A 19,605-nucleotide genomic window follows, 5' to 3' on the forward strand; every position below is an offset into this window, starting at 1 on the left:
CTTCTACGTGGCCTGTGTCGTGGCACAGGCTTCTGTTAATGGTGGGGGCCGCCATGGCCGCCCCCACCGGGTCCTTCCTTACAACGTCACTTACTTGTTGACCACCAGGTCACCCAGGTAAGGGAAGTTCATCACGTTGACGATCGGCTTGATGTCGACGTTCTTCTTGGCGCCATAGGCCAGATCTTCCCAATGCAACGGCACGTAGGCAGCGTCATCGATCAGCATGGCTTCCACCTTCTGCAGGATGGCGGCACGCTTGGCCGGATCGGTCTCGGTGTTCGCTTCCATCACCATCTTGTCAGCTTCTGCGTTGGCATAACCGCCACAGTTGTACTGGCCCATGCCGGTCTTGGCATCCTTGGTGAAGGTCAGGAACTCGAAGAAGTTCGCACTGTCTTCGGTGTCGGAGTGCCAGCCGATCAGCTGCATGTCGGAGGCGCACTTGTCAAACTCGGGCCAGTACTGAGCCACCGGCATGGTCTTCAGATCGACCTTGATGTTGATCTTGGACAGCATGGCGGAGACCGCCTGGGCAATCTTGACGTCGTTGACGTAGCGGGCAGCCGGGGAGATGAAGCTCATCTTGAATCCCTTCTCGTAACCGGCTTCCTTCATCAGCTCCTTGGCCTTGGCCAGATCATACTGGGGCTTGAGTGCCTCGTTGTAACCGGCATAGCCTTTCGGGCTCAGCTGGCCAGCGGGGGTACCAAAGCCCTTGTTGATCTTGTCGACGATGCCCACCTGGTTGATGGCGTAGTTGATCGCCTGACGCACGCGTTTGTCTTTCAGCGCCGGGTTGGTGTTCTGGTTCAGCTCGATGATGATGGCGCGGGTACCGGACAGGGTCACCAGCTGGGAGTTTTTACCGTTCTTCACCCGCTCCAGATCGTTCGGGGCGACCGGATAGATCATGTCAACGTCACCACCCAGCAGGGCGGCTACACGGGTCGCATCTTCCTTGATCGGTACCACGGTCAGGTTCTGAACGTTGCCCTTGGAAGCCTTGTCCCAGTAGTTGGCATTACGGGCGTATTCCAGCTTCACGCCCTGCTCGCGGAACTTGACGCTGAACGGGCCGGTACCGGAGACGTGGGTGGAAGCGTAGGAGTCGCCGTTCTTGACGATGTCGGCCTTGTCTTTGCCCGCTTCATCCTTGCCGGTGTAGAACTTGGAGTCCATCGGGAAGATGTAGGTGACGGTCTGCAGCACCAGCGGGAACGGCTTGGCGGTGATCAGGTCGACAGTAAAATCATCCACCTTCTTCACTTCGGCGATGGGGTCGAAGATGGCCTTGAAGTCCGGGGAGGCCTTCAGGCGGTTGACGGTCCACACCACGTCGGCGGCGGTGAAGTCGTTACCGGAGTGGAACTTGACACCCTTGCGCAGGTGGAAACGCACGGTCTTGTCGTCGATGCGCTCATACTTCTCGGCCAGACGTGGCTCGAACTGCAGATCCTGGGTGTAACGCATCAGCGGATCGAACACCAGGTGAGACATCTCCAGAGTCTGACCGGAGAGCTGCTCCTGCGGATCCAGCGAGGTGGCGTCGGAGGCGACGGCGACCTTGATGTCGGCGGCAGAGACGTTAAATGCGAGACCAGCGGCGAACAGCGCCATGGCAATCTTGGATAATCCTTTCTTCATGTCTTTCTCCATGCTTTTGGCTTTTTATTGACACTTTTTGTGACAAGCAGACCGGCGAGCCGGCTCTTTCCTAGCTTGCGATTTCCAGCCCCTCGCGGGACATTCCCTTAAACTCCGGCATGAGGGAGATCAGCTTGCGGCTGTACTCATGTTCGGCATTGGTAAACAGTTTCTCGGTCTCGGCCACTTCCACCAGATGACCGTGCTGCATCACCCCGATGCGATCGCACATCTGGCGGATGACCGGCAGATCGTGGCTGATGAACAGCATGGTGAGCCCAAGCTCCTGCTGCAAATCCTTGAGCAGATTGAGGATCTGGGCCTGTACCGACACATCCAGCGCCGAGGTCGGCTCGTCGCAGATGAGGAAACGCGGGCGGGTCGCCAGGGCGCGGGCGATGGAGATGCGCTGGCGCTGACCACCGGAGAACTCGTGGGGATACTTGACCCCCGCCCCCCGGCCAAGGCCGACGTGATCGAGCAGATCGCTGACGATCCCCTGGATCTGGCTCTCGCTGCTGGCGAGTTTATGGAAACGGATCGGCTCGGCGATGATGTCACGCACCTTCATGCGCGGGTTCATCGAGGAGTAGGGATTCTGGAACACCATCTGCATCTGACGGCGCAGCGGGCGACGCTCGTGCTCCCCTTTCAACGCGGTCAGATCGATCCCCTCGAACACTATCTTGCCGGTATCGGGCGGATAGAGGCCGGTGATGGCCCGGGCGATGGTGGATTTACCGGAACCCGACTCCCCCACCAGACCGAAGGTCTCCCCTTCGAAGATCTCGAAGCTGATGTTGTTGCAGGCGCGCACATACTGGCGACGGCTCGGGAACAGAGAGTTCTTGGTGACGAACTTCAGATCCACGTTCTCCACCCGCAGCAGGGCGCCTTCATAGCTGCGCTGGTCCTGACTCTGGCCGAGCCAGTGGGTCTTGAGATCGATGCTGGTGTCCGGCGCGCTCGCATCTTCGATATAGGAGACCAGCGGGAAGCGCACCAGCTTCACGTCCGAGCGGGGCACCGCCGAGATGAGGCTGCGGGTATAAGGATGACTGGGGCGACCCAGCACCTGCTCGGTGGTGCCGAACTCCACCAGATCGCCGCGATACATCACCGCCACCTTGTCGGTGACGTTGGACACCACGCCCATGTCGTGGGTGACCAGCATGCAACCCACCTGACGCTCCTTGCACAGGTTGCGGATGAGTTGCAGAATCTGGTCCTGAATGGATACGTCCAGCGCCGTGGTCGGCTCATCGGCGATGATGAGATCGGGATCCCCGGACAGGGCGATGGCGATGACCACCCGCTGGCGCATGCCACCGGAGAATTGGTGAGGATATTGCTTGATGCGCAATTCCGGTTGCGGAATGCCGACCGCGCTCATCAGCTCCAACGCCTTGGCGAAGGCCGCCTCGCGCGAGAGATCGGTATTGGCCAGGATGGTCTCCACCAGCTGCCGTTCAACGGTGAACAGCGGGTTCAGGGAGGTCATGGGATCCTGGAAGATGAAGCCGATACGGGAGCCGCGGATGGCACGCATCTCGTTCTGGGTCTTGCCGGAGATCAGCTCACCGTTGAGATAGATGTCGCCACGGGCGATGCGACCGGGCGGGCTCAACAGATCGATGACGGCATTGCCGATGGTGGATTTGCCGGCACCTGATTCGCCGACCACCCCGACGATCTCCCCCTTTTCCACAGAAAAAGAGAGATCCTTCACCGCGGCCAGCACCCCATAGCGGGAGGGGTACTCGATCCGCAAGTTTTTCACTTCGAGCAAGGACATGGTTACCTCTGCGGGGGACATCCGTCCCAAATAATTCGTCCGTAAATCAGCCGCAGATGCTGGTGGTGCCTTGGGTAGGTGATATTGAGTGTTTATCGAATAAGAAACGCTCAATCCATGAGGCAGTGAAACCAGCGATCCGGGCGGGTTTTTTGCATTTTTTTGGAATAACCCGCGAGTAAGTTAGTCGGTTTGCCCGCGGGTGTAAATGATCCAGTTATACAATTTCGCAATGTTTTGCACGGATAACGTACTGTTCAATGGCTAAAAATGTCGACTAAAATCACATTACCAGAGATTGTGACGCCGATGCGAGCGATTACCACATTTAAATTTCAACAATGAGTTAACAAGCAATCAGATCGACTATTCAATTTCGCCTACCAAGCTTCGAATGAGTAGTGAATATTTATGTGAAATGATTTTTTAACGGCAGCATATCTGGATGAAGGAAAAATAAGCAGAGATAAATAGGGAAAAATCAGAATGATCCGCCAGTGACGGGGGCGGCCATGGGGGGGAGTCAGGGGTAAAATTGCATACAAAACAGCGCAGGCCCGCCAAAAGGTCGGACCTGCGCTCAATCTGACAGGATCACTTTATCCAGCCGACCAGCAACTGCATGCACAGCAAGGCGAACAACCCTGCTATCAGGTCGTCGAGCATGATCCCCAATCCGCCGTGGATGCGGCGATCGAACCAGGAGATGGGCCAGGGCTTGAGCACATCGAACAGCCGGAACAGCACGAAACCGGCCAGCACCCACTCCCAACCGGCGGGGGCCGCGATCATGGTCACCCCGAAGCCGATCACCTCGTCCCAGACGATGGCGCCGTGATCCGGCATGCCGATGGCATCGGTCGCGCCCTGGCAGAGCCAGATCCCCACCAGGAAGCCCAGCGCCAGCAACGCGATAAACCAGGGGGTCGGCAGACCGCTCACCAGCAGATAGAGCGGAATGGCGACCAGCGTTCCCATGGTGCCCGGCGCCTTGGGGGACAAGCCGGCACCAAAGCCGACCGCCAGCAGGTGGCGCGGATTTTTCAGGTCCAACCGTTTCAGCTCGGGTTTGATCTTCATGCGCAATGCCCCCAACCCTTGAGCGGATGCGGCCGTCCCGGAGCCGATGTCTTGAGTACAGCGGTGACTGTCATGCGAAGTGATCCCATCCCTTGAGCGTCAGCTCGACCGGCTGATCGTCCTGCATATAGTCGATGCCGGGCTCGCCGGCCAGGATCCGGCCGATGCGGGTGAACTTGACGCCGCAATTGGCGAGCGCCGTGTCCAGCGCGCCGTGATGCTCCTGCGGCACGGTGAAGCAGAGCTCGTAGTCGTCACCACCGGCCAGCGCCAGCTGCCAGGCATCCTGCACGGGGACCGCATCCTGCAACACCGGCGAGAGCGGCAGCAGACCCAGATCGATCTGTGCCCGCACCCCGGACGCCTTGAGGATGTGGCCCAGATCCGAGGCCAGACCGTCGGAGAGATCCAGCGCACTGCCCGCCAACCCGCGCAGGGCCTGGCCCGCCAGGATGCGGGGATGAGGATGATCGAGGCGCGGCAGCACCGCGGCCAGCTGGTTCTCGTTGAGGGCGCGTTTGCCGAGCAGATGGGAGAGCGCCAGAGCCGCATCCCCCAGGGTGCCGGTGACATAGATGCCGTCACCGGCCTTGGCGCCGCTGCGCAGCAGCGCTCGGCCAGCGGGCACAGAACCCTTCACCGAGACGGTGATGGAGAGCGGGCCGCGGGTCATGTCGCCGCCGACCAGGGCCACGTTGTAATACTCGGCAAGCTCGAGGAAGCCCTCGGCGAAGCCGGCAACCCAGGCCTCGTTGATGGCCGGCAGGGTCAGCGCCATCGAGACCCAGCGCGGCTCGGCCCCCATGGCGGCGAGATCGGACAGGTTGACCGCCAGCGCCTTGTAGCCGAGATCCACCGGATCCATGTCGGGAAAGAAATGCACGCCACTGACCAGGGTATCGGTGCTCACAGCCAATTGGGTATCGGCGGGCAGGGTCAGCAGGGCGCAGTCATCTCCAGGGCCCATCACCACGTCCTTGCGGGCGTGGGGGACCTTGAAGTACTTCTCAATCAGCTCAAATTCACCCATGCAATAAAAAGCCAGCGGTTAGGCTGGCTCCTCTCTTTAATGCTGATGGATAAGGGGGATCAACGCTTGGTCAGCGTCTTGATCACCTTGTCCAGTACACCGTTGACAAACTTGTGGCTGTCATCGGCGGCGAAGGCTTTGGCCAGCTCGATCGCTTCGTTGATCACCACGCGCGGCGGCACATCATCACGACGGGTCAGCTCGTAGGTCGCCAGACGCAGGATCGCCTTGTCCACCATGTCCACTTCTTCCAGCGGACGGGAGAGGAAAGGTGAAAACACCTTGTCCAGCTCGTTGCAGTGAACGGCTACCCCGAACAGCAGATCGCGGAAGTAGTTCAGGTCCACACCCTTGGTGTCCTGATCTATCTTGAACTGCTCTTCGATGTCGCCCACGTTGGCCTTGGTCATCTGCCACTGGTAGATGGCCTGGGTGGCGCAATGACGGGCCTTACGGCGCTCGGACGGTTTCAATGTATTATTCCTCAAGCTGTTTCAGAACGTTGATCATTTCGAGCGCGCTCAATGCAGCCTCTGCACCCTTGTTACCCGCCTTGGTACCGGCACGCTCGATGGCTTGTTCGATGTTTTCTGTGGTCAGCACGCCGAAGGCAACGGGAATTTCATATTCCATCATTACCTGGGCCATGCCCTTGCTGCTCTCGCTTGCCACCAGTTCGAAGTGGTAGGTGCCACCCCGGATGACGGTGCCCAGCGCGACGATGGCGTCGTATTGACCACTCTTGGCCAGCTTCTTGATAGCCAAGGGAATTTCGACGGCACCCGGCACTCGTACCAGGGTCAGATTGCTGTCCTGCACCTGGCCTTGACGCTTGAGCACGTCCAGCGCGCCGTTCACCAGGCTGTCATTGATGAAGCTGTTGAAACGGGCAACGACAATAGCAACACGCGCCTCGGGAGCGGCGATATTTCCTTCGATAATCTTCATTGGAAATCCTGTCTCTGTGCAATCAAAAAGGGCCGGGGTCAAAAGTGCGCACATTCTAGCACAACAGACCCACGACAAAAACCATGCCCGCACAGGGCGAGCATGGTGGCTTGTTCATTCATCCGCAGGGGTTATTCGCCGACGTATTCCACGACCTCGAGACCGAAACCACCGAGGGCGTGATATTTCTTGGGCGAGCTCAGCAGCCGCATCTTGCCGACCCCCAGGGCTTTCAGGATCTGGGAGCCCACGCCAACCCGGCGCGAGGTGCCCTGCCACTTGGCCCCTTCCGGTTGCAGCCCCTTGTCGGCGGCTTCGAACGCCTTGACCCTGGCCAGCAGTTCATTGCTGTTCGCTTCCGCCCCCAGGATCACCAGCACGCCGCCCTCCTCGGCGATGCGCGCCATGGATTTCGGCAGGGGCCAGCTGCGGGCGCTGTGACGGTCGGTGTGCAGCAGATCGCTCAGCACGTCGTGCAGATGGACCCGCACCAGCACCGGCTGGTCGGCCTGAATCTCACCCTTTTTAAGGGCGAAGTGCACCTGATTGTCGATGGTGTCGCGGAAGGTGATGAGGTCAAACTCGCCGTATTCGGTCGGCAATTTGCACTCGGCCACCTTCTCCACAGTAGTCTCGTGCTGATTGCGGTATTCGATAAGATCCGCAATGGTGCCGAGCTTGATGCCGTGCTGCTCGGCGAAGATCTCCAGATCCGGGCGACGGGCCATGGAGCCGTCTTCGTTGAGGATCTCGACGATGACGGAAGCGGCCTCGTAACCGGCAAGGCGGGCCAGATCGCAGCCCGCCTCGGTGTGGCCGGCACGGGTCAGCACGCCGCCATCTTGCGCCATCAGCGGGAAGATGTGGCCCGGCTGCACCAGATCGGCGGCCTTGGCATTGGGCGCGACCGCGGCCTGTACAGTGACGGCGCGATCGGCAGCGGAGATACCGGTGGTCACCCCTTCGGCGGCCTCGATGGTCACGGTGAAGGCGGTGGAGAACTGGGCGTTGTTGCGGTCAACCATCAGCGGCAGCGCCAGCTGCTTGCAGCGATCCCGGGTCAGGGTCAGGCAGATGAGGCCCCGGCCGTAGCGTGCCATGAAGTTGATGTCTTCAGGACGAACACAGGAGGCGGCCATGATGAGGTCCCCTTCATTCTCCCTGTCTTCGTCATCCATCAGGATCACCATCTTGCCAGCCTTGATATCGGCAATGATTTCCTGGGTTGTGCTCAGCGCCATGGGCTACTCCATCAACATGTTTCGGGGATTGAGCCCGTGGGCCCGATTTGATACGGTTTATGTGTTGTTAGATGGGGGCGCCGGCCCCCGTTTCAACCCGGGCGGGATCACAGAAAACCGTTTTGACGGGCCGCTCAGCGGGGCTAACCGGCTGAGCGACGGGCCGGGATCCGTCGCGAGAGCTTGTCAACAAGGCAAATAACCGAACACGGCCAGTCATTTGCGCTTTAAAATCAACATTTAATAGATAGATTGAGCGATAAACCAATAAAAAACAAAGCAACTCACTATCACAGGAAGCCGGATTGGGCCAGTTTATCCAGGGTCAGGGACGATCCTGCGCTCTCCTGCCCCTTGCCCTGCATCAACCGCTCCAGATAGCGGGCTATCTGATCCACTTCCAGGTTCACCTTATGACCCGGCTTCCAGCGGGCGATGGTGGTCTCACTCGCGGTGTGAGGCACTATGGTGAGGCGGAACAGGTTGCCCTGCACGGCGTTGACCGTGAGGCTGATGCCATCCACCGCGATCGAGCCCTTCTCGGCGATATAGCGGGCGAGCGACCCTGGCGCCGCAATCCAGTACTCGATGGCACGACCGCTGCTGGACTTGCTCTTCACCTCGCCGATGCCATCCACATGGCCGGAGACCAGGTGACCACCGAGGCGCGAGGTCGGCAACAGCGCCTTCTCCAGATTGACGGGGTCCCCCACCTTGGCCGTGGCAAAACCGGTGCGCGACAGGGTTTCGAGCGACACGTCAGCGGTGTAACGCTTGTCCCCCAGCGCCACCACCGTCAGGCAAACGCCGTTGGTGGCGATGGAATCGCCGAGCTTGACGTCGCTGAAGTCGAGGGTCGGCGCGTGGACGGTGAGGGCCATGTCCTCCCCCTGACGACGCAGCTCGGCCAGGGTGCCCATGGCTTCGATAATTCCGGTAAACATGCAGATCACCTTGCTGATGGCGGGGCCATGCAGCCCCGACAAAGAATAGAAAGATCAGGCTATCCTGGCCGTGATGCGAATAGGTTGCTTCCATCGACCAGCAGCCCGGCCTTGAGAATGAGCCCGGGTTACACAATCCTGGCCGTGATGCGAATGTCCTGCCCCACCAGTCGCACATCCTTGAGGGTGAGCTTGGGCGCCTGGAACAGGCGGGTCAACTCCGGCAGGTGGAACAGGCCACGCCCCTCATCCCCCAGCAGCTTGGGCGCCTGATAGAGCACCAGCTCATCCACCAGCCCCTTGCCGAGCAGGGCGCCGCACAGCTTTGGCCCCGCCTCCACCAACACGGAATTGATGTTCTGTTTGGCCAGCAACATGAACAGGCTGACCAGATCCAGCTTGCCATCCAGCAGCGGCAGCTCGAGCTGCTGCACCCACTCGGGCCAGTCGCCGGCCACCTTGTGGCGGGCCAGCAACACGGGTCCCGAGCTCTGGAACAGCGGCAAGTCCGGGGTCAGCCGGTTTTGCGAGTCGACGATGACCCGCAGCGGCTGGCGCAGGGCTTCTTTGGGATAGACCGCCTTGACAGATGGCGGCAACTCATCCCAGCGCACGTTCAGCGAGGCACCATCGGCCAGCACCGTCTCCGCACTGGAGAGCACCGCATCGTGGCGGGCCCGCAGACGCTGTACATCGGCGCGGGCGAGAGGGCCGGTGATCCACTGGCTCTCGCCGCTCGCCATGGCGGTACGCCCATCGAGGCTCGCGCCGAGTTTCACCGTCACCTGCGGGAAGGCGGTGCGCATCCGCTTGAAGAAGCCGGGGTTGAGCGCCTCGGCCTCGGCGCTGAGCAGGCCGAAGTCGGCCTTGATGCCGGCTTCCGACAGCATGCGCAGACCGCGCCCACCCACCTGGGGATTGGGATCCACCATGGCGGCGACCACCCGGGTCACCCCGGCCTTGATCAGCGCCTCGGCGCAGGGCGGGGTGCGGCCATGATGGGAGCAGGGCTCCAGGGTCACATAGGCAGTGGCGCCACGAGCCTCTTCTCCGGCGGCGTGGAGCGCATAGACCTCGGCGTGGGGTTCACCGGCGCGCTGGTGCCAGCCCTCGCCGACCACCACCCCGGCCTTGACCAGCACGGCGCCGACGCAAGGGTTAGGGGCCGTGGTGTAGCGGCCACGACGGGCCAGCTCGAGGGCCCGGTTCATCCATTGATAATCGTCTTGACTAAACATCTGGGCTCCCGTTGCAGGCGAGAAAATGGTTATGTGGCTGGCGCTATTTTTCCAGCTTGGCGATCTCTTCGCCGAACTCGCGGATGTCTTCGAAGCTGCGATAGACCGAGGCAAAACGGATATAGGCCACCTTGTCGAGGGTCTTGAGCTCGTCCATCACCAGGTTGCCCAGCAGTTGGGACGCTACCTCGCGCTCGCCGGTGGCGCGCAGGCGGGACTTGATGTGATTGATCCCCTTCTCGATGGCTTCCATGCTCACCGGACGCTTCTCCAGCGCCCGCAGTATGCCACCGCGCAGCTTGTCTTCGTTGAAGGGTTCGCGGGAGCCATTGGACTTGATGATGCGAGGCATCACCAGCTCGGCCATCTCGAAGGTGGTGAAGCGCTCGTGGCAGAGCAGGCACTCGCGGCGTCGGCGCACCTGATGGCCTTCTGCCACCAGACGGGAATCGATCACCTTGGTATCAACGGCACTACAGAAAGGGCAATGCATCGGACCTCCGGCGCAAACTCCAGGAAATTAAGGGTCACCTGCCACCAGGGTCAGGATCTTGGCCTGCCAGTGTAACACGACCATCCAAAACCGGTAAAAGCCCAGAAAAAACAATGCCACCCGTCGGTAGCATTGAGGTTGCTTCGAGAATGGACACCGCCATCAGTCGCCATAGGGCAAGGTATCGGGATCACAATCCACATAATCGGGTGCCGGGTCTTGCCCACCCCATGGCTGACATCGAGGTTGCAGCGAGAGTGGACACCCTCATCAGTCGTCATAGGGCAAGGTATCGGGAATCACGCTCCGCATAGTCGGGCGCCGGGTCTTGCCCAACCCATGGCTGACATCGAGGTTGCAGCGAGAGTGGACACCCTCATCAGTCGTCATAGGGCAAGGTATCGGGATCACAATCCACATAATCGGGTGCCGGGTCTTGCCCGAATTGCATCGCATCGATGTGGGTGGCCCCCTGCAGCATGGCCTTGCTCACCCGGTGCATGCCATCCATCACCCGTCCGGCGCTGTCCAGAATGATGGGATAGGCGAGATCGGCGGCCAGCATCAGCTGGCAGTGCTCGATGATACTGCGCACCGTCGGTCTCACGCTGCCATGCCCGTACCAGTGCTCGCTATCGAGCTCCGCAATCTGCGCAAGCGGCACAGATCGCACCGGCAGCGCACGACTCAACCGCACCAGTTTGCGCACATCCCAGGCCAGCAGGCCCTCTGTGCTCGGGCGAAAGTGATACTGGGGGCGGATGGCAGAGATGAGTTCCTCATCGCTGAGCGCGGTCTGATTTGGCATGGAGCCTCCTCTGTCGGTCGAATGAGTGCAGCCCCATGGCCAGGCCGCAGCAGAAACAACAATGCCACCCTGGGGTGGCATTGTTTTCATACCAGGATCTCTGGTTTATCAGGCATAAACCGGGAAACGACGGCAGATATCCAGCACCTGTTCGCGCACTGTTGCCAGCACTTCGTCGTTGGCGTGGTTGTCCAGCACGTCGCAGATCCAGCCAGTCAGCTGCTTGCTCTCGGCTTCCTTGAAGCCACGGCGAGTGATGGCCGGGGTACCGATGCGCACACCGGAGGTGACGAAGGGGGAGCGCGGGTCGTTCGGCACCGAGTTCTTGTTGACGGTGATGTTGGCCTTGCCAAGGGCGGCGTCGGCTTCTTTACCGGTCAACTCGCGGCCGATCAGATCCACCAGCATGAGGTGGTTGTCGGTACCGCCGGAGACGATCTTGTAGCCGCGGCTCAGGAACACCTCGACCATGGCCTTGGCGTTCTTGACGACCTGGGCCTGGTAGGTCTTGAACTCGGGCTCAAGCGCTTCCTTGAACGCCACGGCCTTGCCGGCGATGACGTGCATCAGCGGGCCGCCCTGGCCACCCGGGAAGACGGCGGAGTTCAGCTTCTTGTACAGATCTTCGTCGTCGGCGGCGGAGAGGATCAGACCACCGCGCGGACCGGCCAGGGTCTTGTGGGTGGTGGAGGTGACCACGTGGGCGTGGGGCACCGGGTTCGGGTAGACGCCAGCGGCAATCAGACCGGCCACGTGGGCCATGTCGACGAACAGCCAGGCACCGATCTTGTCGGCGATCTCGCGCATGCGGGCCCAGTCGACCACGCCAGAGTAAGCGGAGAAGCCACCGATCATCATCTTCGGCTTGTGTTCGACGGCCAGACGTTCCATCTCGTCGTAGTCGATCTTGCCGGATTCATCGATGCCGTAGGGAATGATGTTGTACAGCTTGCCGGAGAAGTTGACCGGGGAGCCGTGGGTCAGGTGACCACCGTGAGCCAGGTTCATGCCCAGCACGGTGTCGCCCGGCTGCAGCAGGGCCATGTAGACTGCGCTGTTGGCCTGGGAGCCGGAGTGCGGCTGCACGTTGGCGTAAGTGGCACCAAACAGTTCCTTGGCGCGCTCGATGGCCAGGGTCTCAACCACGTCCACATACTCGCAACCGCCGTAGTAGCGCTTGGCCGGGTAGCCTTCGGCGTACTTGTTGGTCAGCTGGGAGCCCTGGGCTTCCATGACACGGGGGCTGGTGTAGTTCTCAGACGCGATCAGCTCAATATGCTCTTCCTGACGACGGGTCTCGTCGGTAATGGCCTGCCACAGCTCGGGATCGTAGCCGGCGATGGTCATGTCACGTTTCAACATCCGTTTATCTCCTGAAAATCGTTTGCGCGATAGGTGAAGTGGGCTCGCGCATTGTAACGTGAGCGAGATCAAAGAGACAGTCCAACCACCTAAAAAAATGTTGAATCCATGTTGCAAAATGCACATTTATTCAGTCGGCGGTCACGCTTTTCGTCGCCAGCCAGCGCCGCAACGCCTCCATGGTCTCCTCGAACACGGCGCTCAGACTCGCCGGATCGCCGCCCCCCGCCTCCAGCTCGGCGCAGCACGTCGCAAGCTCGCTCAAGCCCAGCGCCAAGGCGCTGCCCTTGAGCTTGTGGGCCCATTGTCGCCGTTCCTCTCCGGGCTCGCTCGCCGCCAGTGCCGCCACCAGCTCGGCGCCCTGTGACTCGAACAGCGCGATCAGCTGGCGGATGCGCGCCAGGCCAAGCAGGGGCAGATCCGCCTCCAGCATCGCATGGCCCGCAGCCCGCCCTGGCGCCGTCGTCTCAGTGCCAGCCTGAGCGATCGAGGCGTCCTCCGCCTTGCTCTGACGCGCGATGGCGCCGGCCAGGGCCGCCAGCCGCACCGGCTTGCCGACAAAATCCGCGAAACCGGCGGCCAGGCAGTGGCGGATATCTTCTGGGTACATCTGGGCCGAGACGGCGATGGCGGGCAGCGCCCGGCCATGGACCTCCTCGCTGATGGCGGCGAGATCTTCCCGCAGGCTGATGCCGTCCATGTCCGGCAGGTTGATGTCGAGCAGCGCCAGATCGAATGCCCGTTCGGTCACCCACGCCAGCGCGGTGCGGCCGTCCTCCGCCAGGGTGACGCTGTGGCCGAGGCGCGCCAGCATGCCCTGGGCCACCAGCCGGTTGATCTCGTTGTCCTCCACCAGCAGGATCTCCCGTGGCCGGCAGAGGTGGAAGGGCTGTGGCTCAGTGGGCAGGAGGGCTGCCGAACGTTGCAGGGGCAGGCTGAAGCTGAAGCGGCATCCCTCTCCCGGCTCGCTGGACAACAACAACTCGCCCCCCATGGCGGTCACCAGCCGCTGGCTGATGGCGAGGCCGAGCCCGGTGCCCCCCTGATGGCCGAGATCCCGTTTGCGCTGGCGAAACGCCTCGAATACCAACTGCTGCTCATTTTCGGGAATGCCGGGACCGGTATCCTGCACCACGAACTCGATGCAGGGTTCGGCGCAGGGGCCGGCGCAGGCCAGCGGCATCAGCGACAGGCTGATGCGCCCCTCCCGGGTGAACTTGACGGCATTGCCGAGCAGGTTGGCGAGCACCTGCCGCAGCTTGCCCATGTCCCCCTCCACCACGGGGGGCAGGGTGTCGACGCAGGCCAGCTCGAGGCGCAGTCCCTTGGCCTCGGCCCTTGGCCGAAACAGGGTGCAGAGATCGTCTGCCAACTGGCGCAGCGGGAAGGGCTCTCGACGAGCTTCCACATGGCCCGCCTCTATCTTGGAATAGTCGAGGATATCGTTGAGGATCTCGAGCAGGGATTCACCGCTGTGGCCGATGGCGGCCAGATAGCGCTGCTGCTCCGGGCTGAGCCGGGTATCCTCCAGCAGGCTGAGCCCCCCCAGAATGCCATTCATGGGGGTGCGGATCTCGTGGCTCATGGTGGCGAGGAAGACCGACTTGGCCCGGTTGGCCTGCTCCGCCTCGGCGCGGGCCAGTCGCTGCTTCTCCACCTCTTCGTTGAGGCGCAGGTTCGCATGGCTGAGCTGGCCGGTACGCTCCTCTACCCGGGACTCCAGCTCCCGCTGATAGCGACCGAGCTCGATGGCGTTGTCGCGAAACACCTGCAGGGCCCGACCCAGCTCGGCCAGCTCGTCCTGTCCCCGTGCCGTGGGGGGCAAGGGCACCAGATCCCCCCGCGCCAGCCGGCTCATCCCCTCCACCGCGTGTTGCAGCGGCCAGACGATGCGACCGTAGACCACGCGCCACATCAGCAGGATCAAGAGGCCAAGGGTGAGCAGGCCGATCAGCACCAGCGCACGCTCCACCAGCTGCAGCCGCTCCCGCAGCGCCTGCTGGCTCTGACCGAGGGCGTCGCGCGCGCCCCCGTCACCAGGCTGTCGACCTGCTGGTTGAGACTCGCCATCATGACCTCGTTGGCCGTGGCCAGCACCCGCAGCGCCTCCCCCTTGCCGAGCCAGTCACTGCGCAGCTGCACCAGCTTGTCGCTCTGCCCGAGCAGCGCCAGTGCCTGCTCCACCGAGGCACGGCGGCCGGGATCCGTCACGGCACCGGCCCGCAGCTGCAAGATGGCCAGGGCCTTGCGGCTCTCCTGTTGCAACCGCTGCAGGGCGGGTTGTTGCTCGCTGCGCCAGATCTCCTCGATGCGTTGCTGCTGCATCAGGGTGCGGTGGCGCAGTTCCGTCATCTGCTCCAGCCAGTCGAGATCCTGCTCCAGCAGTCGATCCAAGGCCCCATGGGCACGGGCCCCCTGCAACCGATAGAGGGAGCCCATGCCCGCCACCATCACCGTCTCGGCGTTTTCCATCTGGCTACGGGCCAGCTCCGCCGCCTGACCGGCGGCGCCCACCAGCCGGGTGCGCAGCGCACTGCCTTCGGCCATCAGGCCCAGCCGCTCCCCCACCAGCCAGCCCTGCTGACCCAGGTTGCCGATGATGGTCTGGCTGAGTCGATGCAACTGCGCCAGATCCCCCTCGGTGCCGAGCCGCTCCAGTACCTGTTGCATCTGCTGCCCCTGCAGGGTCAGCAGGCGTCCCTGATGCGCACGTTCGGCCTCGCTGCTCGCCATGGCCAGCAGGTGGGACGTGTTCTGGATCTCGCCGCCAAGGCGCGCCAGGGTGCGGGCGCTCTCCTGGCTCGCCAGAGTCTGCTGCACCCCCTGTTCCAGCTGACGCAGGCGGTTGAGCCCGACCCAGCCCAGCAGGGAGGCGCTCAGGGTCAGCAATGCCATCAGGGAGAAGGCCAGCAGCAACTTGCCGCCGAGGCCGGAAAACATTCGCACGCGGGATCCTTGGTTGTGATCGGTTTTGTCCGGATAATAGGGCCTCACACTTTAACAAAACCCTCTGCCATGCGAAGCCTCTCTCTGTGTATTCTGCTCGCGCTGCTCGTCCGTCCCGCCTTCGCCTTCGAGGTGGAGCACTGGGCGGACGGGGCTTTCACCGGTCAACCCACGCGGCTGGCCTGGGCTGAGCCCGCTCCCCTCGCCCGGCCGCTGACCCTGTGCGCCCTCTACCCCCATCTGCGGGATGCCTACTGGCTGTCGGTCAATCAGGGCATGGTGGAGGAAGCCAGGCGGCTGGGCGCCCGGGTGCGGATCCACGAGGCGGGGGGCTACGGGGCCCTGGCCGAACAGCGCAAGCAGTTGCGCCAATGCGCCGATGAGGGGAGTGACGCCATCCTGCTCGGCGCGGTCAGCTATGAAGGGCTGGCCGAGGCCATCAGGCAGAGCCCCCTGCCGGTGTTCGGGCTGGTCAACGATCTCGCCCCCGGGCTTGCCATCGCCCAGGTTGGCGTGCCCTGGCAACAGATGGGCTGGCGTATCGGCCACTGGCTGGCAGAGCGTCATCCGGCGGGCAGCCCGCCCGTCTCGGTCGCCCTCTTCCCGGGCCCCGACTCCGGCGGCGGCACCCCCTTCGTCGAGTCCGGCTTCATCGAGGCCATCCGTGGCAGCGCCATCGAACTGGTCACCACGGCACGGGGGGACAACAGTCGCGAGATCCAGCGCACTCTGGTGCAGCAGACCCTGAGCCGCCACCCTGACCTCGACTATCTGGTGGGGGGCGCCATCGCCGCCGAGGTGGCGGTCAACGAGCTGGCCCAGCATCATGCCGAGCATCCCGGGGTGCTCTCCATCTACTTCAGCCACGGCGTCCAGCGCGGCCTGCTGCGCGGCAGGATCCTCGCCGCCAACAGCGATCAGATGCGCGAGCAGGGGCGCCTCGCGGTGGCGCAGGCGGTCTGTCTGCTCAGGCAGCCGGATGCCAGCGAGGCGCAGTGCCCCCGGGTCATGGGCCCTCCCATCCTGACCCTGACCGCGCCATTGAGCGCTCCGGAACATTCGCTGTCGGATGGGGATTTTCGCCCCATCTACCGGGTCGGCCTGGATCAGACAAGCCCCTAGACCAAAACCCGAAGCGGATCACAATCCCCCCCTGGCGGTTCTTGTAACATATTCATTCGAATATGATTTAAGTCTGAAACCGCACAAGGCAAACGGGGAGAGTCGTGATGGAGCATCTGCTGACCTTTATCATCCTGGTGGTCTTCTTTCTGTTTTACTGGATCTACTACAGCCATCAGCGCAAGCGCGTCCCCGCCACTCCCTGGGAGGAGGTGCCCACCCGGGCCCAGTACCTGAGCGACCACCCGGAGGCGGTGGACGGCAAGATAGTGTTCTGCCGCCACTGCGGTCACCACAAATTGCTGGAGGTCGGCCTGGTACATCTGGCGGATTTCCGGCGCGAATGGGCCTGTGCCAAGTGCAAGCGGGTGCTGTTTCGCGCCGACGATGACCACTAGGCCCGAGACACCCGCGAGGAAGAGAGATGAAGATGCTACACGCGAGCTGCCTGTGCGGCGCCGTCGGTCTGCAGCTGCCGGATCAGTTTGATTACATGGGCAACTGCCATTGCAGCGAGTGCCGCAAGTTTTCCGGCTCGGATTACGCCTCGGTGGGCGGGTTGGATGGAGACAAGGTCGAGGTGGTGAAGGGCCGCGATGCCATGGCCCGCTTCCAGAAAACGGAGGAAACCAGCCTCGTCTTCTGCCGCCACTGCGGCTCCAGCCTGTTCAGCCAGAAACGCAGCAGTGGCAAGATCAACCTGCGTCTCGGCGTGCTGGACGATGTGCCGAGTCAGCAGCCGGCCTTCCATATCTTCGTCGGCTCCAAGGCCCCCTGGCACCGGATAGGGGACGACTGCCCGCAGTTCGAGACCCGACCACCGGCCTGATGGCAGAACAACCCACCACTTACCACAATATTACTTATCAAATAATTCACCAAAGGCACTAAAAATAGCCTGATTCACTGCCTATGGTGCTATCTGGCCGGCAAACAGATAACCCTCGCCATGCACGGTGACAAACAGCTGGGGATCCCGCGGGTCCTCCTCCAGCTTGCCCCGCAGACGGCGGATCAACACGTCTATGGTGCGATCGCTCGGCCCGTCGCCACGATGGGTCACCAGGGAAAGAATGCGCTCCCGGCTGAGCACCCGGCCCGCGTGGGCGATGAACACCACCAGCACCTCGTACTCCGCCTTGGTGAGGCGCACCGGCACCCCGTCCTTGCTGAGCTGACGGCGGGGAATGTCGAAGCGCCAGGGGCCGAAGCAGACCGCATCGTCATCGGGTTCGCTCGCCTCTGGAGCCGGCGCCGTCAGGGTGATCCGCCACAGCAGGTTCTTGACCCGCACCAGCAATTCCCTCAGCTCAAACGGCTTGGTGACATAGTCATCGGCCCCCATCTCCAGCCCCACTATTTTGTCCACCGCATCGCTGCGGCCGGTCACCAGAATGATACCGACCGTGCTGCGGGCTCTTAGCTCGCGGGTCAGCAGCAGGCCATCCTCCCCCGGCAGGTTGATGTCCAGCATCACCAGGGCGATCTCCTGCTCCGCCAGGGCGGCCCGCATCCCCTGCCCGTCCTCCACCGCGGTCACGCGATACCCCTCCCGCTCGAAATAGCCGGTCAGCTTCTCGCGGGTCACGACGTCATCTTCGACGACCAGAATGTGGTGGCGCATGGCAGAGCTCGCAGCAGGGAAAGAGGGGAGTATTCTATTCACATTTTTTCATAAATACCCCTAATTCATTAATTTTTACCGGCAACCCTGTTCACAGCCGCTCCCTATCATGGCTCACATCAAAAAAGCGATCTGAGAGACCTTCCATGAAAAAACTGTGGCACTTCCTGCGCACACCCAGCCGCCGCTGGTCGGTGCTGGCGCTGATCCTGGTCGGGGTCGGCGTGACCCTGGCCGGCACCGTCGGCCTGCATTACGGCTTCGAGAAGACCAGCTCCCTGGAGTTCTGCATCTCCTGCCACTCCATGGAGAGCACCGTCTACCAGGAGTACAAGGAGTCCATTCACTACAAGAACGCCTCCGGGGTGCAAGCGGTCTGTACCGACTGCCACCAGCCCAAGGACTTCGTCGGCAAGGTGTCCCGCAAGATGGAGGCCGCCAACGACCTCTATCAGGAGTACATAGGCCACAGCATCGACACCCAGGAGAAGTTCGAGGACCGGCGCCTGCACCTGGCGGAGAAGGTCTGGGCCCGCATGAGCAGCCAGAACTCCAAGACCTGCAAGTCCTGCCACAGCTACGACAACATGGATCACGCCAAGCAGTCCCCCGCCGCCGCCCTGGCCATGCAGGACGCCGCCGCCAAGAACATGAACTGCATCGAGTGCCACAAGGGCATCGCCCACGAGCTGCCGAACATGGCCGGCGGCTTCCGCGCCACCTTCGCCAGCCTCAAGGAGGCAGCCCAGGAAGCCCCCGCCGCCGAGGCGCTCTACACCCTGGCCGAGAAAGATCTCTACGCCGATGAACAGGGCACCGAAGCCGTCGGCAAGCTGCTGCCCGCCTCCCGCATCCAGGTGCTGGCCCGCAGCGGCGATCGCCTGCAGGTCGCGGTCGAAGGCTGGCGCGAGCAGGGCGGCAAGGGCCGGGTACTGAGCGAATACATGGGCAAGCGGGTCTTCGTCGCCACCCTGCGCGATGAGCTCAAGGCCGGTGAGCAGGTGCTCAAGCAGCAGATGGATGAAGCGACCCAGATCCCCTGGGAGCAGGTACGGGTCCAGGCCTGGGTCGATGGCAAGGGACTTGAATCCTCGTTGCAGCCCATCTGGGACTATGCCGGCGAGATGTACAAATCCACCTGCAACTCCTGCCACGCGGCGCCGAACCCGGCTCACTTCACCGCCAACGGCTGGATCTCCGGACTCAAGGCGATGTCAGCCTACTACCGCCTGAGCAAGGAAGAGGAGCGCACCCTGCTCAAATACCTGCAGAACCACGCCGCCGATACCGGCGGTCAGGGTAGCCACTAAGGATTCGAAAGAGGAAT

General features: G+C 62.3%; 17 protein-coding genes and 1 pseudogene. 4 read left to right on the forward strand and 14 right to left on the reverse strand.

Features of this window, described 5'->3' with window-relative positions:
* Nucleotides 1–90 precede the first annotated feature (90 nt).
* From ACZ9IL_RS12740 to torS, 13 genes and pseudogenes are all read right to left on the reverse strand, one after another.
* Nucleotides 91–1,647, reverse strand: a complete 1,557-nt coding sequence (locus tag ACZ9IL_RS12740) for an ABC transporter substrate-binding protein (protein WP_476003838.1) — start codon at nucleotides 1,645–1,647, stop codon at nucleotides 91–93.
* Between the two features lie 70 nt (nucleotides 1,648–1,717).
* On the reverse strand, nucleotides 1,718–3,442 hold the full coding sequence (locus ACZ9IL_RS12745; RefSeq protein ID WP_476003839.1) for a dipeptide ABC transporter ATP-binding protein: 1,725 nt from the start codon (nucleotides 3,440–3,442) through the stop codon (nucleotides 1,718–1,720).
* A gap of 594 nt (nucleotides 3,443–4,036) precedes the next feature.
* Nucleotides 4,037–4,522 carry a phosphatidylglycerophosphatase A family protein gene (locus tag ACZ9IL_RS12750; RefSeq protein WP_476003840.1) on the reverse strand — a complete coding sequence of 162 codons (486 nt, stop codon included), beginning with the start codon at nucleotides 4,520–4,522 and terminating at the stop codon, nucleotides 4,037–4,039.
* 70 nt (nucleotides 4,523–4,592) lie between these two features.
* Complete coding sequence (thiL, locus tag ACZ9IL_RS12755) at nucleotides 4,593–5,552, reverse strand: thiamine-phosphate kinase (protein WP_476003841.1); 960 nt, start codon at nucleotides 5,550–5,552, stop codon at nucleotides 4,593–4,595.
* 59 nt (nucleotides 5,553–5,611) lie between these two features.
* Nucleotides 5,612–6,025, reverse strand: coding sequence for a transcription antitermination factor NusB (gene nusB / locus ACZ9IL_RS12760; protein WP_476003842.1), 414 nt, complete (start codon nucleotides 6,023–6,025; stop codon nucleotides 5,612–5,614).
* Nucleotides 6,026–6,029: 4 nt separating this feature from the next.
* The gene (gene ribH / locus ACZ9IL_RS12765) at nucleotides 6,030–6,500 is read right to left on the reverse strand and encodes a 6,7-dimethyl-8-ribityllumazine synthase (RefSeq protein WP_476003843.1); all 471 of its coding nucleotides are present in this window, start codon (nucleotides 6,498–6,500) and stop codon (nucleotides 6,030–6,032) included.
* A 131-nt stretch (nucleotides 6,501–6,631) separates the two neighbouring features.
* Complete coding sequence (ribBA, locus tag ACZ9IL_RS12770; RefSeq protein ID WP_476003844.1) at nucleotides 6,632–7,741, reverse strand: bifunctional 3,4-dihydroxy-2-butanone-4-phosphate synthase/GTP cyclohydrolase II; 1,110 nt, start codon at nucleotides 7,739–7,741, stop codon at nucleotides 6,632–6,634.
* 290 nt (nucleotides 7,742–8,031) lie between these two features.
* Nucleotides 8,032–8,685 carry a riboflavin synthase gene (locus ACZ9IL_RS12775; protein ID WP_476003845.1) on the reverse strand — a complete coding sequence of 218 codons (654 nt, stop codon included), beginning with the start codon at nucleotides 8,683–8,685 and terminating at the stop codon, nucleotides 8,032–8,034.
* 128 nt (nucleotides 8,686–8,813) lie between these two features.
* The gene (ribD, locus tag ACZ9IL_RS12780; protein ID WP_476003846.1) at nucleotides 8,814–9,923 is read right to left on the reverse strand and encodes a bifunctional diaminohydroxyphosphoribosylaminopyrimidine deaminase/5-amino-6-(5-phosphoribosylamino)uracil reductase RibD; all 1,110 of its coding nucleotides are present in this window, start codon (nucleotides 9,921–9,923) and stop codon (nucleotides 8,814–8,816) included.
* Nucleotides 9,924–9,966: 43 nt separating this feature from the next.
* Complete coding sequence (nrdR, locus tag ACZ9IL_RS12785) at nucleotides 9,967–10,416, reverse strand: transcriptional regulator NrdR (protein ID WP_033132390.1); 450 nt, start codon at nucleotides 10,414–10,416, stop codon at nucleotides 9,967–9,969.
* Nucleotides 10,417–10,795: 379 nt separating this feature from the next.
* Nucleotides 10,796–11,224, reverse strand: a complete 429-nt coding sequence (locus ACZ9IL_RS12790; RefSeq protein WP_476003847.1) for a hypothetical protein — start codon at nucleotides 11,222–11,224, stop codon at nucleotides 10,796–10,798.
* A gap of 108 nt (nucleotides 11,225–11,332) precedes the next feature.
* Nucleotides 11,333–12,586, reverse strand: coding sequence for a serine hydroxymethyltransferase (gene glyA / locus ACZ9IL_RS12795; protein ID WP_476003848.1), 1,254 nt, complete (start codon nucleotides 12,584–12,586; stop codon nucleotides 11,333–11,335).
* 130 nt (nucleotides 12,587–12,716) lie between these two features.
* A pseudogene (gene torS / locus ACZ9IL_RS12800) lies at nucleotides 12,717–15,532 on the reverse strand (TMAO reductase system sensor histidine kinase/response regulator TorS).
* 69 nt (nucleotides 15,533–15,601) lie between these two features.
* On the opposite strand from torS, the gene torT reads away from it, so the two are divergent.
* From torT to ACZ9IL_RS12815, 3 genes are all read left to right on the forward strand, one after another.
* On the forward strand, nucleotides 15,602–16,654 hold the full coding sequence (torT, locus tag ACZ9IL_RS12805; RefSeq protein WP_476003849.1) for a TMAO reductase system periplasmic protein TorT: 1,053 nt from the start codon (nucleotides 15,602–15,604) through the stop codon (nucleotides 16,652–16,654).
* 107 nt (nucleotides 16,655–16,761) lie between these two features.
* A complete protein-coding gene (locus tag ACZ9IL_RS12810; protein ID WP_476003850.1) occupies nucleotides 16,762–17,052 on the forward strand; it encodes a hypothetical protein in 291 nt (96 codons plus the stop codon).
* Nucleotides 17,053–17,078: 26 nt separating this feature from the next.
* Nucleotides 17,079–17,483 (forward strand): GFA family protein, encoded by a 405-nt coding sequence (locus ACZ9IL_RS12815; protein ID WP_476003851.1) that lies wholly within the window; start codon nucleotides 17,079–17,081, stop codon nucleotides 17,481–17,483.
* A gap of 81 nt (nucleotides 17,484–17,564) precedes the next feature.
* On the opposite strand, the gene torR is transcribed toward ACZ9IL_RS12815, so the two are convergent.
* Nucleotides 17,565–18,278, reverse strand: a complete 714-nt coding sequence (torR, locus tag ACZ9IL_RS12820) for a two-component system response regulator TorR (RefSeq protein WP_476003852.1) — start codon at nucleotides 18,276–18,278, stop codon at nucleotides 17,565–17,567.
* A gap of 146 nt (nucleotides 18,279–18,424) precedes the next feature.
* On the opposite strand from torR, the gene torC reads away from it, so the two are divergent.
* Complete coding sequence (gene torC, locus ACZ9IL_RS12825; RefSeq protein ID WP_476003853.1) at nucleotides 18,425–19,588, forward strand: pentaheme c-type cytochrome TorC; 1,164 nt, start codon at nucleotides 18,425–18,427, stop codon at nucleotides 19,586–19,588.
* The last annotated feature ends 17 nt before the right edge of the window (nucleotides 19,589–19,605 follow it).

This window comes from Aeromonas sp. TECH754, from assembly GCF_056279295.1.

Coding starts and splice junctions, on each gene's coding strand:
- ACZ9IL_RS12740 (WP_476003838.1), bottom strand. CDS start 1,647: ATGAAGAAAGGATTATCCAAGATTGCCATGGCGCTGTTCGCCGCTGGT.
- ACZ9IL_RS12745 (WP_476003839.1), bottom strand. CDS start 3,442: ATGTCCTTGCTCGAAGTGAAAAACTTGCGGATCGAGTACCCCTCCCGC.
- ACZ9IL_RS12750 (WP_476003840.1), bottom strand. CDS start 4,522: ATGAAGATCAAACCCGAGCTGAAACGGTTGGACCTGAAAAATCCGCGC.
- thiL (WP_476003841.1), bottom strand. CDS start 5,552: ATGGGTGAATTTGAGCTGATTGAGAAGTACTTCAAGGTCCCCCACGCC.
- ribH (WP_476003843.1), bottom strand. CDS start 6,500: ATGAAGATTATCGAAGGAAATATCGCCGCTCCCGAGGCGCGTGTTGCT.
- ribBA (WP_476003844.1), bottom strand. CDS start 7,741: ATGGCGCTGAGCACAACCCAGGAAATCATTGCCGATATCAAGGCTGGC.
- ACZ9IL_RS12775 (WP_476003845.1), bottom strand. CDS start 8,685: ATGTTTACCGGAATTATCGAAGCCATGGGCACCCTGGCCGAGCTGCGT.
- ribD (WP_476003846.1), bottom strand. CDS start 9,923: ATGTTTAGTCAAGACGATTATCAATGGATGAACCGGGCCCTCGAGCTG.
- nrdR (WP_033132390.1), bottom strand. CDS start 10,416: ATGCATTGCCCTTTCTGTAGTGCCGTTGATACCAAGGTGATCGATTCC.
- ACZ9IL_RS12790 (WP_476003847.1), bottom strand. CDS start 11,224: ATGCCAAATCAGACCGCGCTCAGCGATGAGGAACTCATCTCTGCCATC.
- glyA (WP_476003848.1), bottom strand. CDS start 12,586: ATGTTGAAACGTGACATGACCATCGCCGGCTACGATCCCGAGCTGTGG.
- torT (WP_476003849.1), top strand. CDS start 15,602: ATGCGAAGCCTCTCTCTGTGTATTCTGCTCGCGCTGCTCGTCCGTCCC.
- ACZ9IL_RS12810 (WP_476003850.1), top strand. CDS start 16,762: ATGGAGCATCTGCTGACCTTTATCATCCTGGTGGTCTTCTTTCTGTTT.
- ACZ9IL_RS12815 (WP_476003851.1), top strand. CDS start 17,079: ATGAAGATGCTACACGCGAGCTGCCTGTGCGGCGCCGTCGGTCTGCAG.
- torR (WP_476003852.1), bottom strand. CDS start 18,278: ATGCGCCACCACATTCTGGTCGTCGAAGATGACGTCGTGACCCGCGAG.
- torC (WP_476003853.1), top strand. CDS start 18,425: ATGAAAAAACTGTGGCACTTCCTGCGCACACCCAGCCGCCGCTGGTCG.